Annotated in this window: 10 protein-coding genes and 1 pseudogene; 3 read left to right on the top strand and 8 right to left on the bottom strand. The window is 69.8% G+C overall.

What is annotated here, in order from left to right:
- Positions 1-30 precede the first annotated feature (30 nt).
- Positions 31-2,715, bottom strand: coding sequence for a LuxR C-terminal-related transcriptional regulator (locus tag ACVCAG_RS22125; RefSeq protein WP_447190219.1), 2,685 nt, complete (start codon positions 2,713-2,715; stop codon positions 31-33).
- 331 nt (positions 2,716-3,046) lie between these two features.
- Here ACVCAG_RS22125 and ACVCAG_RS22120 point away from each other — a divergent pair.
- Together ACVCAG_RS22120 and ACVCAG_RS22115 are read left to right on the top strand one after the other, a co-directional pair.
- Positions 3,047-3,412, top strand: a pseudogene (locus ACVCAG_RS22120) (AfsR/SARP family transcriptional regulator); the annotation flags it as partial.
- Positions 3,413-3,436: 24 nt separating this feature from the next.
- The gene (locus ACVCAG_RS22115; protein WP_440085454.1) at positions 3,437-4,057 is read left to right on the top strand and encodes a BTAD domain-containing putative transcriptional regulator; all 621 of its coding nucleotides are present in this window, start codon (positions 3,437-3,439) and stop codon (positions 4,055-4,057) included.
- A gap of 64 nt (positions 4,058-4,121) precedes the next feature.
- On the opposite strand, the gene ACVCAG_RS22110 is transcribed toward ACVCAG_RS22115, so the two are convergent.
- The 5 genes from ACVCAG_RS22110 to ACVCAG_RS22090 all read right to left on the bottom strand — a co-directional run bounded on the left by ACVCAG_RS22110 (position 4,122) and on the right by ACVCAG_RS22090 (position 8,063).
- Positions 4,122-4,667 (bottom strand): S26 family signal peptidase, encoded by a 546-nt coding sequence (locus ACVCAG_RS22110; protein ID WP_440085357.1) that lies wholly within the window; start codon positions 4,665-4,667, stop codon positions 4,122-4,124.
- Positions 4,664-6,487 (bottom strand): ATP-binding cassette domain-containing protein, encoded by a 1,824-nt coding sequence (locus ACVCAG_RS22105; protein WP_440085356.1) that lies wholly within the window; start codon positions 6,485-6,487, stop codon positions 4,664-4,666. The genes ACVCAG_RS22110 and ACVCAG_RS22105 overlap by 4 nt, the downstream gene beginning before the upstream one ends.
- Positions 6,488-6,490: 3 nt before the next feature.
- Positions 6,491-7,066 (bottom strand): hypothetical protein, encoded by a 576-nt coding sequence (locus tag ACVCAG_RS22100; RefSeq protein WP_447190218.1) that lies wholly within the window; start codon positions 7,064-7,066, stop codon positions 6,491-6,493.
- Positions 7,067-7,116: 50 nt separating this feature from the next.
- The gene (locus ACVCAG_RS22095; protein WP_447190217.1) at positions 7,117-7,653 is read right to left on the bottom strand and encodes a MauE/DoxX family redox-associated membrane protein; all 537 of its coding nucleotides are present in this window, start codon (positions 7,651-7,653) and stop codon (positions 7,117-7,119) included.
- Positions 7,654-7,763: 110 nt separating this feature from the next.
- Positions 7,764-8,063, bottom strand: a complete 300-nt coding sequence (locus ACVCAG_RS22090; RefSeq protein WP_440085353.1) for a hypothetical protein — start codon at positions 8,061-8,063, stop codon at positions 7,764-7,766.
- Between the two features lie 1,265 nt (positions 8,064-9,328).
- Between ACVCAG_RS22090 and ACVCAG_RS22085 the strand changes: the two genes are divergently transcribed.
- Positions 9,329-10,057 (top strand): SDR family NAD(P)-dependent oxidoreductase, encoded by a 729-nt coding sequence (locus ACVCAG_RS22085; protein WP_447190216.1) that lies wholly within the window; start codon positions 9,329-9,331, stop codon positions 10,055-10,057.
- Between the two features lie 928 nt (positions 10,058-10,985).
- Here the strand turns inward: ACVCAG_RS22085 and ACVCAG_RS22080 are convergent.
- Both ACVCAG_RS22080 and ACVCAG_RS22075 read right to left on the bottom strand, forming a co-directional pair.
- Positions 10,986-11,654, bottom strand: coding sequence for a response regulator (locus ACVCAG_RS22080; protein ID WP_440085351.1), 669 nt, complete (start codon positions 11,652-11,654; stop codon positions 10,986-10,988).
- Positions 11,651-12,781, bottom strand: coding sequence for a histidine kinase (locus ACVCAG_RS22075; RefSeq protein ID WP_440085350.1), 1,131 nt, complete (start codon positions 12,779-12,781; stop codon positions 11,651-11,653). Before ACVCAG_RS22075 ends, ACVCAG_RS22080 begins: the two co-directional genes overlap by 4 nt.
- Positions 12,782-12,843: the final 62 nt, after the last annotated feature.

Here is a 12,843-nt window from a genome sequence, read left to right as displayed (position 1 = left end):
CTTGCCCTCGTCGGCGAAGACGGACACGGGTCACGTCCCGCGGGATCGCGGCCCCAACGGAACCACACCGTTGAGGTGGGTGGCCAGCTCACGGCGGGTGGTGATGCCGAACTCCACGTAGATGTGCCGTAGATGGTTGTCGACGGTACGGGCCGAGATGCCCAACTGCTCGGCGACGTCCTTGCTGGGCATCCCCTGTGAGGCGAGCAGCGCGATCTCCTGCTGCCTCCTGGTGAGCCGGGCACCGCTGCCCCCTGTGGTGAGGGCGGGAGTCCGGGCCCCCTCGCAGCGGGCTGCGAGTAACTGAGCGCGGAGCGCGGCGGCCCGGGCGCGGCGGGAGTCACCGGCCTGCCGCAGGATTCCGGCGGCGACGCTGGCCGCCTCGGCGGCCAGGAGGTCGGCACCGATGGTCTCCATCTCCCCGGCGGCGGCGAGCAGCCGGTCGGGGCATCCTTCGGCCCAAGCGGCGGCCAGGTCGGCTCGCGCCCGGTGGAACCGGCCGTCGACCGCCTCGGCGATCTCCGCCAGCCGCTCTGCGACCTCACACGCTCCTCCGAGCCGGACGAGGTCGGTCAGCAGGACGGACTCGAACGCGATCTGCCCGCGTTCCCTGGCCTCCCGCGCCGCCGCGGTGAGGACGGCCCGGGCATGGGAGAGCTCACCTCGGACGGCGTGCAGCCAGGCCACTCCCAACCGCTCTTCGGGCATGTGCACCGCGCACGTCAGCCGGTCGTACTCGGTCAGGGCCGCTTCGGCCGCCTGTAGATCGCCCTGCAGGGCGGCCGAAGCGGCCAGCCCGGAGAGTGCCAGCGGCAAGACGATCGCGGTGTAGGGGCGTGCCGCTCGGACGAGCTCGGCGTACCAGCGGCGGGCCTGCCCGGGATGGCCCGCCAGCCACGCGGCACGTCCCAGCTGGAAGGCGAGGAGTCTCTGTTCGGGGCTCGACATGCCCTGGGCGAGCGTTCGGTAGGCCTCCTCGCCCACTGTCCGGCTCTCGGCCAGGCAGCCGGTCTCCGCCAGAGCCAGCGTGAGGACGGACTGGTGCGCCGCCTCGTGGGTGGTCATGGAGTACAGCTCGGCGTCGACGGCTGCGCTGACGGAGGTGGCGCGTCGGGCCCAGGTCAAGGCCTCCTCACCTCGGCCCAGGAACGCCAGCGCCGCCGACCTGGTCGTCACGGCGATCAGCCATGTCATCACATCCGGTGCGGGCCCGGAGTCCAGGGGCAGGCGCGAGCACAGGGCGAGGCTGCGCGGGAACTCGCCCAGAGCGAAGCAGCCGGCGGCCTCGGTGGCGATGAGGACCTGGCGGCCGGAAGGGCTTGTGACCCGGTGGCGGGCGACTTCGATGACCTCGCGGACCGTCCGCTGCGAGGCTCCCAGACCCCAGATGAGGTTCTGCACCCGCAGGCTCGTCACGAGCAGCGTCTCCTGCTCGTCGCCGGCCAGCGCGACCGCCTGCGACAGCACGGTCTCGGCCTGCCCGAACTCGCCCGTCTCGTACAGCGTCTTGCCCAGGAGCAACCGGTATTGAACGCCGTGCCATTCTTCGGGTACGGCGCGCAGGAGGGAGAGCGCATTGGCGTAGGCGCGTGTATGGATGGCCAGGGCCGCGGCCCGCATGAGCAGTGCCGGATCCGCCGTTCCGGTGGCCGCCAGCTGGTAGGTGGCCAGTCGCATCGCGTCCTCACGCCGCCGGGCCCCGCTTTTCTCCAGCAGGGAGAGGCGGTGCAGCAGCGTTTCCTGGCGCCGGACCGTGGTGATGTCGGCGCGCAGCACCTCGCCGTAGAGGGGGTGCGCCAGCCGGACGGCGGTGCGCCGCCGTTCCCGGCCGATGACGATCAGTCCCGCCCGTTCGAGCTCGTCGAGTGTACGGGGCTGGGCGTCGAGGGTGAGCTGAGCCACGGACAGCGGCTCGCACAGCGCCAGGGCCTCCAGCACGTCACGGCCCTCGGGCGACGCGGCGGAGAGCCGGGAGCGCAGGAGATCGGTCAGGCGCCGCGTCCCCGGTAGCCGGCCCGGGGTCATCTCCCACAACTCGCCGTCGCAGGTCAGGATCCCGCCGGTCACCGCTCCGATCACCAGCTCGCGCAGGTAGAGCGGATTACCGCCGCTGGCGATGAACATCTGGCTGACCGTGTTGCTGCCCACGTATCCTCCGAGGACCCGTTCCAGCAGCTCCTCGACCTGCGGCCGCCTGAAGTCGACAAGGTCCATCTGCTGCACCGAGTCCTCGCACGACAGCGCCGCCACCGCCGCGCCGGGCGGCTCCCCGGTGCTCACCGAGCCGAGGAGGAAGATCACACCGGCGTCCATCAGCTGCCTCAGCAGCACCACCGAGGTCGCGTCGAGCAGGTGGACATCGTCCACTCCGATCACCATCGGGACCGGGTCCGTTCCGGACCGCGCCAGCAGCCGCGCCACCGATGCGAACCCCGTGACCGGGTCGGACAGGTCCGCCTCGGCGGGCAGTAGATGAGCGACGGCTCCCAGGGGAATCGAGGCAGCGGCCGCGGTGGCCACCGCGCGGCCGATGCGCCGACCGGCTCCCTCCGCCCGCTCCAGGCACTCCTCGATCAGGCGGGACTTCCCTGCTCCCCTCGGCCCGAAGACGATGAAGCCTCTGACCCGAGGGTCTTCCAGAGACTCGTCGAACTTCTCCAGTTGCGATGCACGCCCTATGAGCGGCCACCGCCCCAGCAAACTCTCCTGGCTCATCCCGTAGTACCTCCGCCAGTCCTGCGACTCCAGCAGCCGGGACGAACTCGTCGGTGTGCAGGCTCTGTAACAGGCACCGTTCAGACGCTATGTCAGAAATATCAGGATATCGGATGTATTTCTCCGGCCTGGCGCCGACCCGGCCGCAGAGGAATGCGTATATATACGAACTATAATCTGATTTTGGATGGCCGGAACTTTTCAGGATGTAGGGGAAACGCCTGAGACGGCACGAGGGTCAGCCGGAAATTGAGTAATCGTTACTCATGACCGCTCCCTGGCGGCGTCCCCATCCTGATAGGCGAACCGCCATCCGCCCGCGTCTTACGACATGACGTCCGCGGGCCGGCGGTCCGCCCCGGGCACACCGTCAGCGTGGATGGCCGCCCCCCTTTCCGGCCCCGGGCGGGGAACCTTTTCATCGATTACCAGAGGGGTTGAAGAAATGCTGTTCCGCCTGCTCGGAAGCGTTCGGATCGAGAACGCGGAAACATCCATCGGTATCAGGTCGGCGCCGGTCAGGGGAGTGTTCGCGGCCCTTCTCCTCGACGAGGGGCGATCGGTTCCCGTGGAGCGGCTGATGAGATCACTTTGGGATGAATCTCCAGATTCAGCCCGAAAGAACCTGCGCCTGCACGTGGCCCGGCTACGGAGCCAGCTGACGGCGTTCTCCCTACGGGAGCGCTTGATCACCCTACGGGGCGGCGGAGGAGGATACCGCTTGCTCATCGAGCCGGACGAGGTCGACGCGATCAGATTCAAGCGGCTCGCCGCCCGGGGCTTCGCCGAGTTGCGCGCCCGATGCGCCGGCGCGGCCGAGGCGACGCTCAAGGAGTCGCTCGGCCTGTGGCAGGGGCCCGCTGGGCAGGACTGCGCCGCCTCCGAGCAGATGAGAGCCCGCTTCGCCGCCCTCGACGAACTGCATCTGACGGTACGGGAACGCCTGGTGGAAGCCCGGTTGGACCTGGGCCGCACGCTCGATCTCGTTCCCGAGATCCTTGACATCCTGGCCACGGCACCTTTTCGGGAGACCTCGTGGGCACACCTGATGCGTGCGCACTATCTCGGCGGCAACGCAGCGGGAGCGATCTCGGCGTGGACCTCCGCCACGGCGACGCTCAGCGATCATCTCGGCCTGGACCCCTCCGCCGAGCTGCGTGAACTCCACCTTTCCGTCCTTCGCCGGGACGACGACGCCATCCGCGGCCCCTCCTCCCGCCACCGGAGCGAGGGCCCGGATCCGGCACGTCCCGACCCCGCGTGGCCACGTCGGCGACTCTCCGTCGACGGGAGGCCCGTCGCGAACTCCGCTGCCCCCGCCATGGGCTGCCACCCTGCCTGACCGGGCACCGGCCGGGATCGCCCGCGGACCGGACGGCGGTTCCGGTGAGCGTCGACCGGACGCCTCACCGGCTACCTGCCGCCGAGAGGGCGCCGACCACCTTGCCGACCACGTCCGTCGCGGACACGTATCCGAAATGGCGGGAGTCCAGGCTCTGCCCCGGATTGTCACCGAGAAGGACGAGGCACCCGCCGGGGACCGAGGTCTCGCCCGCCCTGCGGGGTACCGAGGCGGGGACGGGATCCCCCTGGACGGCGGCGACCCTTTTGACGACCCGGCTGGGGGCGGAGCCGGGAGAGGATTTCCATGGGGGAACCGCTCCGCGCCGCCTGCCCGTTCCGGCCACGCCGGGACGCGCGGCGCGCCGGATCCCGCCGTACGAGGGCGCCGCCACGTACTCCGGGACGGCCACGATGTCGGCCACGACGATGTCTCCCGTTCGGATCCGGTCGGAGGGCAGCCGCCGTACCAGCACCTTGTCGCCGGGCCGGTGGGTGGGATGCATGCTGGCGCCCGAGATGATCGCCACCAGGAGGTTCCGGCGAGCCCAGAACACCGCGGCGGCACCGGCTGCGAGCGGTGTGAGGATCAGGGCGAGCGGAGCGGTCACCGACCGGCCTGTCCGGGAAGGACCTCCAGGTAGCCCTCGGCCTGCATGGAGAACAGGTCGGCGTAGGTGCCGCCGCGGGCCACCAGTTCCTCGTGGGTGCCGTGCTCGACGACGGTTCCCTCGTCGAGCACGACCAGCAGGTCGGCATCGCGCACGGTGTTGAGCCGGTGGGAGATCAGCACGTTGGTACGGCCCGTCCGGCGCTGCCGCAGCCTGCGGTGGATCTCGTACTCGGCCTCGGCGTCCAGGCCGGAGCTGGGTTCGTCCAGGATCATCAGGTCGTGCCCGGTACGCAGATGCGCGCGGGCCAGGGCCAGCCGCTGCCACTGGCCTCCCGACAGGGTCACGCCGATGGCGCCGGAGGTGTCCTCGGGGGTGTCCTCTCCCTGGAAGAACAGCCGTGACAGCAGGGTGTCGTAGGAGCGGGGCAGGCGGCTGACGAACTCGTGGGCTCCGGCGTCGACGGCCGCGGCGGTGACGCGCTCGCGGTCGTGCAGGTACTCCAGATCGCCCAGGCCGATGTTCTCGGCCGCGGACAGGTCGTACTCCATGTAGTCCTGGAAGACCACGCCGATGCGGGCACGCAGTTCGGCGGGGTCCAGTTCGCGCAGGTCGACGCCGTCCCACAGGATCGCGCCGCGCTCGGGGTCGTACATCCGGCACAGGAGTTTGATCAGGGTGCTCTTGCCCGCGCCGTTCCGGCCGACCAGACCCACCGTCCGGCCGCGGGGGATGGTCAGGTCGAGGCCGCGCAGCGCCCAGGTGTGGTCGGGAGAGTAGCGGAACCAGACGTCGCGGAAGACGATCCCGCGTGCCAGCGGCGCGATCGCCCTGGGAGAGCGGGCGACGGGCAGATCGGGTTCGGTGGCGACCACCTGGAGGTAGTGGTCGAACAGCAGTAGTTGACGGTGGCACTGGGCGATGGTGTGCACCAGTGACACGCTCGCGCTCTGCACGCCGCCCACCGAGGCGACCAGCAGCGAGATGTCACCGACGCTGATCCGGCCGCCGGCGGCGGCGAGTACCGCCCACAGCAGCGTCCCACCCGACACCGCGGCGCTCCCCAGGCCGATCAGCGCCTGGGCGCCGACCTCGCGGCGGTCCATGTCGCGGTTCTCCCTGTTGGACAGGCGCCGCTGGGCCGTCATGAGCTCGCGCAGGTAGGTGCCGATGGCGAACAACCGGATCTCCTTGGCGGCCTGGACACTGGTCAGCAGATCGCGGAAGAACATCTCCCGGCGTTCGATCGGGCTCAGCCGCCACGACAGGCCGGCCCGGCGGCGGGCCATCGACAGCTCCACGGCCAGCATCGGCAGGACCGAGGCGAGGATCACCGCGGGCAGCCAGGGGGAGATGACCGTCAGCGACCCCAGGAAGCCCAGACCGGTGACGACGGCGCGGACGACCGACAGGGCGGCGGAGACCATGATCCCAGGGGTGGTGGCGCCGTGCTGCAGTGCCATCTGCATCCGGTTGAGGAAGACGGGGTCCTCGAAACGAGCCATGCCCACGAAGCGCTCGGCCGTGACGAACAGGTGTTCCTGGGCCAGCAGCCCGACGCGGCGTTCGACCTCACGGGAGGCGTACTGGGTGACGTGCGGTATCAGACCGGTCACCACGATCGTGACGGCGAGCGCGACGCCTTTCCCCGCGACCGTGCCGGGAGAGGCTCCGGCGGTGATGTCGTCCAGCACCAGTTTGGTCAGCCACGCCGTCACGACCGGTGCCGGCGCGGTCGCCAGCGTGAGCGTGACGACGACGGCGGTGAGCAGCGGACCGGCCTGCCAGCTCAGCCGTAACGCGATGATGATCTTCCGCATGGGTCAGACCGTTTCCAGGGCGGCCGCCGCGTCCTGGATCAGGGTGCCGGAAGCGCGGACGACGCCGCCGGGATCGACGATCGCCAGCGCCGGATAGGCCCTGACCCCCAGCGACCCGCATACCGGCCCGCCGTGGGTCTTCTCCACCACCACGGTGGCCACCGGTTCCAGGAGCGTGGCCTTCTCGGCCGTGCCGTCGGCGCCGACCACGAGGGCGAGCACGCGCTCACGGCCGGCGAAGGCCGGGGCGAACCTGATGAACTCGGGCAGCCGTTCCTCGCAGGCGGGGCACCCGACGGAGAACGCCGCCACGAGGGTCGGGGCATTGGCGAAGAACCCCTCGTCGAGAGGCGTACCGTCCGCGGCGGCGGTACGGAAGGCGCCCAGCCGATCCCCGGCCTCGCGCATGACCGGCGGGAGAGCACCGGGCGGCGGATATCCGGCCGGGAGCGAGGCGGCCTGACGCGCCAGCAGTTCGCCCTGCGCGCGCAGCCTCCGGGCCACTCCCACGGTGAGAACGATGTCGAGCGCGCACAGCACCATGACTGCGCCGACGAGCACCACAACGACATTCAACATGATCATCCTTAGTGGTTCCACGGTTACACGTTCGCCGGCGCCTGCGGCGGTCAGACGAGCGGCCGGAACAGCTCGGTTATGTCGTCGGCGAGCAGCACCAGAGCGGCCCCCGCCAGGCCGGTGACCGCCGCCGCCGCGACACCGGCCGGTTCCAGCGCGACGGACGCGGACGCGGTGCCGAAGGAGAGCACCACCCCGGCCAGCGAGGCGACGAGCAGCGCCCCGTTGTGGACGAGCCGCCCCGGCCCCACCGGCGTGGACGAAGGGCCGAAGCAGTTGCAGATCACGTGCCGGCGGAGGCGCACGGCCGTCGCGATCGCGACCGTGAACGCGGCCAGCAGCACCATCGCGATCACGAACCCGGCACCGGCCGTGGACGGGACGGCGAGCAGCACGGCCGCGGCCAGCTCGCCCGCGACGACCGCAGGCGGCACGAGGGCCCTCGGCACCAGGGGCAGCCGCGGTGCCAGTTCACCGGCGGCGGCGCGGAAGGAGGCGTAGGCGTCGCGGGAGCGCACCTTGCCCACCGCCGAGACCACGAGGACCACACCGACCAGAAGCCGGCAGCAGATCAGGACGTACTCCATGGAAACCCCTAATCTGGAGGGGGCGCCGCGACTCTTCGCCAGTCGCGGCACCCGTCCCTCCCCGATGGAGGCGGTCACTCACATGACGGGTCCGGCCGAGGCGGCCCGGCTCAGCACATCATGAACGGCGGGCAGGTGGACGGCGGGCACGGGTGGAGGGGAACGAAGGGCCCGTAGGGTGAGCTGTTCCCGCCGCAGATCGGCGTGCCGCACGGCAGAGTCTCCAGCACCTGCGTCACACCGTTGCAGATCTTGACCCGCTTCAGGCCTATCGTGTTGTACGGGACGCCCCCGACGGGAGGGCAGGTGAACTGTTGCCACTGCTCGACGCACGCCATCGCCTGCGCCTGCGTGCCGGGGACCAGACTCTCCAGCAATCGGTCGGCGAACGACCGAACGGTTCGAAGCATCGGTTGACCTTCTCTCTCATGACGGCTCCTCTCTTCGAGGGAGCCGAACGCTGCGACACGGATCAATCTAGGAAGCTCCCGCATGGGAACCGCATACAAGCGGCATGGTCGGCGAACACGCGTTCGGCCCGCCGCCTCCCGGGTCACGCACCCGCGAAGGGCTCGACGACACGGCAGGGGTTCGGGGACGGCGGTCTCCGAGTCCACAGGCGGATCTGACGTCACGCGATCATGATCGGCTCCAGGCGGGGCCACGCGAAGCCGCCAGGTGGGACCGTATGGAACCGTCCCGGCCACCAGATCGGAACACGGCGGTTCGGCGGCCCGGACACCCCGCGTTCCTACGTTCCGCCCCGGGCGGGAGGCCGGATGCCGACCGTCGTCGATCGGCAGCGCACTGCACGCGCTTTCAGCTCTCCGGTCGCGATCATGACTTGTACGACATCAGCCATCGAGACGAAGCCGGATTTGTGAATGATCACCAGGTCCGGGCACCAGAAAGACCGGCCGTTGAGGCATCCGCCCGTACCCTGCCTGCGATCCATGATCCCGGAGATGGTCTCAAGGGTCATGAAGGTGGCAGGGCGCCGAGTGCCGTCAGGAAGCGTGATGGTCGCATCGGCCTGATCGGCGGTCTCGGGATCACGCCCTTCCCGGCCGGGGATTCAGCACCCGAAGCCAGGATCGCCGATGCGACGAAAGGGACCGTCGACCCCGACCACATGGCGAGTCTGCCGGCCTTGCACGTCGCGTGCCCGATGGGGCGATAAACGAGGGGGAACAGCGGGGAGTCACGGGGAACGCGATCAGTGTTGTGGGCCGCGTCTTCGCAGGTCGAGCAAGATCGGAATGCGTCTCCGCAAGCAGGATGTCAGGAGTTCGAACCTCCTGGGCTTCACCGTCGAAGGGCCGGGCAGGCGCGGGCCTCAGGCCACCCACCCGTTGCCCGCTCGTTGGACGGGATCTCGCCCCGATGATCCTCGCTCCGCTCGGGAGTTCTTTCCCGGGCATGCATTCGGCCCGCAAGAAGGTCTTCACGTGGGGCGCTTCGCGCAAGAAGAGCGCAACTGCCGTCATTGACGCGAACGCGGTCTCTTCGAGCTCGTACAGCTGAGATGTACAGCTACATTTCGTTGCCTTCCATGGTTCGTCTACGTGCTTTGAGGGCGCGGCTGGAGGCTGTCGAGGAAGATGCGGGTGCGTCGGTCGTAGTCCTCGCGGGCGGGCTCAGGCCAGTCGCGCAGCACCAGGCCGTTGGTCACAGCATGCCCAAGTCCATCGCGGTGTTCGGCGCGGGATCCGGGCTGGGCCAGGCCGTTGCCCGCCGCTACGGGCGCGAGGGCTACGACGTGGTCCTCGTCGCCCGCCGCCGTGAGCCTCTGGAGCAGTTGGCCAAGGACCTGTCCGCCCACGGCGTCATCGCCCACGTCATCACCGCCGACCTCTCGGACACCGACGCCGTGCCCACCCTGGCTGAGCAGATCCGCTCTGCCGTCGGCCATCTCGATGTTCTTTACTATGGGCCGGCCGGTGGCGATGCCGGTTTCACACCGGCAGCCGACCCGGCCCCCGGGCAGCTCGCCGACCTCATGCCCCTGATGGTCTACACGCCCCTGGCGCTTGTGCGGGAGTTCCTCCCGCGCATGCTCGAACGCGGTGAGGGAGCCGTTCTCACCGCGCAGGGCGCCAGCGCCCTCGCCGGCGTGCCGAACATGAGCGGCCCCGGTCCCGCTACGGCGGCCCAGCGCAACTACCTGCAGTCCCTGCAGGCAGAGGTTGGTGACAAGGGCGTCTACATCGGCAGGATCTATGTCGGCGCCCTCATCGGCGGCAGCGCGATGGACGAGAAGATGCAGGCCGCGAGGGCAACCGGTGCGCCCGTTCCCGACTGGCAGACCGTCGCCCCCGCCACGCTGGCCGACCTCCTGTGGAACATGCACACCACCGGAACACCTTCTGAGACCATCTACCCCGAAGGGCTCTTCGATCACTGAACCCAAGCGCTCCCCACGACTGATGCCGGGGGATTCCAGCCGGTTCCCTTCGCCTGCCCGTGACCGCGACGGCCGGCCCAGCGTATGGTCCTTTCCGGAAAGACGGCGGCAGGAAGGCGGGAACGCGTGGCGTGGGCCGGCTACGAGCTGGAGTTCGAGGACACCTTCGAGGCCGACCGCCTCGACGAGGATCGCTGGGTTCCCCGGTACCTGCTCCAGTGGAGCGGCCGCGCGGCCTCCGCCGCCCGCCACGAGCCGGACGGCGGGCGCCTGCACCTGCTGATCGAGGAGGACCGGCCGCCCTGGTCGCCCGAGCTCGAGGGGTGGGGCCCAACGGCGTCGACATCACCAGTGGGGTCTCCCCCGGCGGGAAAACGGGCCGGGGTGGTCCGATCCACGTCCGCTACGAACTCTGGGACGCCGAGCCCGGCCCGCTTCCCTCCTGGGATCGCATGTGGGAAGGCGAGCTTCACCTGCGCACCGGCCGGATCGGCATCGTTGAGCATTTCGAAGAGGGGCGGGAGGAGTACCTCGAGTTCGACACGCGCAGGACCCGTTCTCCCTCCAAAGGGTGCGGGACCGGCTCGGAGTTCGCCTGGCACGAGCACACATCCTGCAAGACGGCGCCGAAGCCGCAACGGTCATCGCCACGGATGTGGCCCCGGATGCCGTCGACGCCTACGCCGTGACCGAACTTCGCCGTACCCCTGCCGCAGGTGGCAGAAATGGTGCGCCGCGTAGGAGTGGGCGTTCGCATTCCTTTGCAAGCAGGAAGCGGGGAGCTCGAATCCCCTGGGCTTCACCACCCTCGGAACACGAAGAACCCAGGCCAGGCGCGGGTGACCTAACCCGGTTTTTGATCTTCGTTCGAGCTCGTCCGGTTTCTGCCGGCTGTTCGGGCCGGAGCGGTGCGGCGGGTCGTCGGCGTTCACGCCGATCCGCCGGGGACCGCGAGACCGGTCTCGTAGGCGGCGACCACCGCCTGTACCCGATCACGCAGCCCGAGTTTGGTGAGCACGTTGCTGACGTGCGTTTTCACCGTGTGCTCGCTGAGCACCATGGCTGCGGCGATCTCCGCGTTGGACAGCCCGCGCGCGATCATCTGAAGTGTCTCCTGCTCGCGAACCGTGAGTACGGCGAGTCGCTCAGCAGATGGGGTGACAGGACGGGTGACCGCTCTGGAGGTGAAGTCGGCGATCAGCTTCCTCGTGACGGAAGGCGCGAGCAGTGACTCCCCGGCCGCGACCACCCGCACCGCGTGGACGAGGTCGTCGCGGCGGACGTCCTTGAGCAGGAACCCGCTCGCGCCCGCTCGTAGCGCGTCGTAAACGTAGTCGTCCAGGTCGAACGTGGTCAGCATGAGCACCCGGCAGTCGGTCTCGGCGCACACGATCCTGGCCGCTTCGATGCCGTTCATCGTGGGCATGCGGATGTCGAGGAGGAGCACGTCCGGCCGGTGCTCACGGACCGCCGCGACGGCCTCGGCACCGTCGTTCGCCTCGGCGACGACCTCGATGTCGGGCTGGGCGTCGAGGATCATGCTGAACCCGGCGCGCACCAGCTCCTGGTCGTCGGCCACCACGATTCTCAGGGTCATGCCGTCACCGCCTGCGCCAGCGGCAGCCGTACGAGCACCTGGAAACCCGGTCCGTCCGGGCGAGGGCCCATGGTGGCGGAGCCGCCGAAGGCGGCGGCGCGCTCGCGGATGCCGATGAGACCGTTTCCGCCGGCGGGGAAGGACGGCCCGGAGCCGCGGCCGTCGTCGGTGATGATGATCATAAGTGTGCCGTCCTGCCAGAGGAGCCGAATGTCGGCACGGGTGGCGCCCGCGTGCTTGACGATGTTGGTGAGGGCTTCCTGGGTCACCCGGTAGGCGGCGACCTCGATGTCGGGAAGCAGCGGCCTGGGCTCACCCGAGGTGGAGTAGGTCACGTCGAGCCCGGCGTCGGAGACCTGGTCGGCCAGCTCGGCCAGGTCGTCGATGGTCGGTTGCGGCGCGCGCGACCCCGTGTCCTCCTTGAGCGCGGTCAGCATGCGGCGGAGCTGGACCATGGCGTCGCGTCCCGCGGAGGCGATCGCGTCGAAGGCGGCCTCGGCGCGGGCCGGGTTGCTTCTGACCACCACGGGACCGGCCTCGGCCTGTACCACCATGAGGCTGACCGCGTGGGCGAGGATGTCGTGCATGTCGCGGGCGATCCGGGCTCGCTCGCGCTCGGCGGCCCGTTCGATCTCGGCCTGGCGCTCGTACTTCAGCCGGGAGGCCTGCTCCTCCAGGGCGGCGGCGTATGCGCGGGAGGCGGCGGAGGCGCGGCCGATCGCGTACGCGGCGACGAACAGCACGACGCCGCGCAGCGCGGTCTCCGAGGAGCCGACCAGGAGCAGGCCCCCGCCGACCGAGAAGACGAACATGATCATGCGGGGCAGGCGCGAGGAGTGGGCGGCGACCGTGTACATGGCGATGAGCCCGCCGTACCAGATCGGCTGTGAGGGGACCTCGTCCGCGAGGTCGTAGAGGGAGGTCGCGACGAGGGTGCATACCAGCGCGACCACCGGCGCCCGCCGTCGCCACACCAGCGGTACGGCGGCGGCTACCACGACCGCGTATCCCCACCAGTGCCATGGCACGGCATACGGGTTTTCGCGGGAGAGGAACGGCCACAACTGCACGCCCATCACCAGTACGGCGAGCGCTGTGTCCAGCCATGGGGGTGGAAGAGATCTCAACCAGCTGCGAGCTTGGACAAAAAACGGCAAGGCTGACACAGCGTCCAATCTTGCCTCCTCTT

Source organism: Streptosporangium sp. G12, from assembly GCF_052983175.1.
The sequence above is the reverse complement of the archived record's forward strand: the minus strand, read 5'-3'. Positions and strand labels throughout refer to the sequence as shown.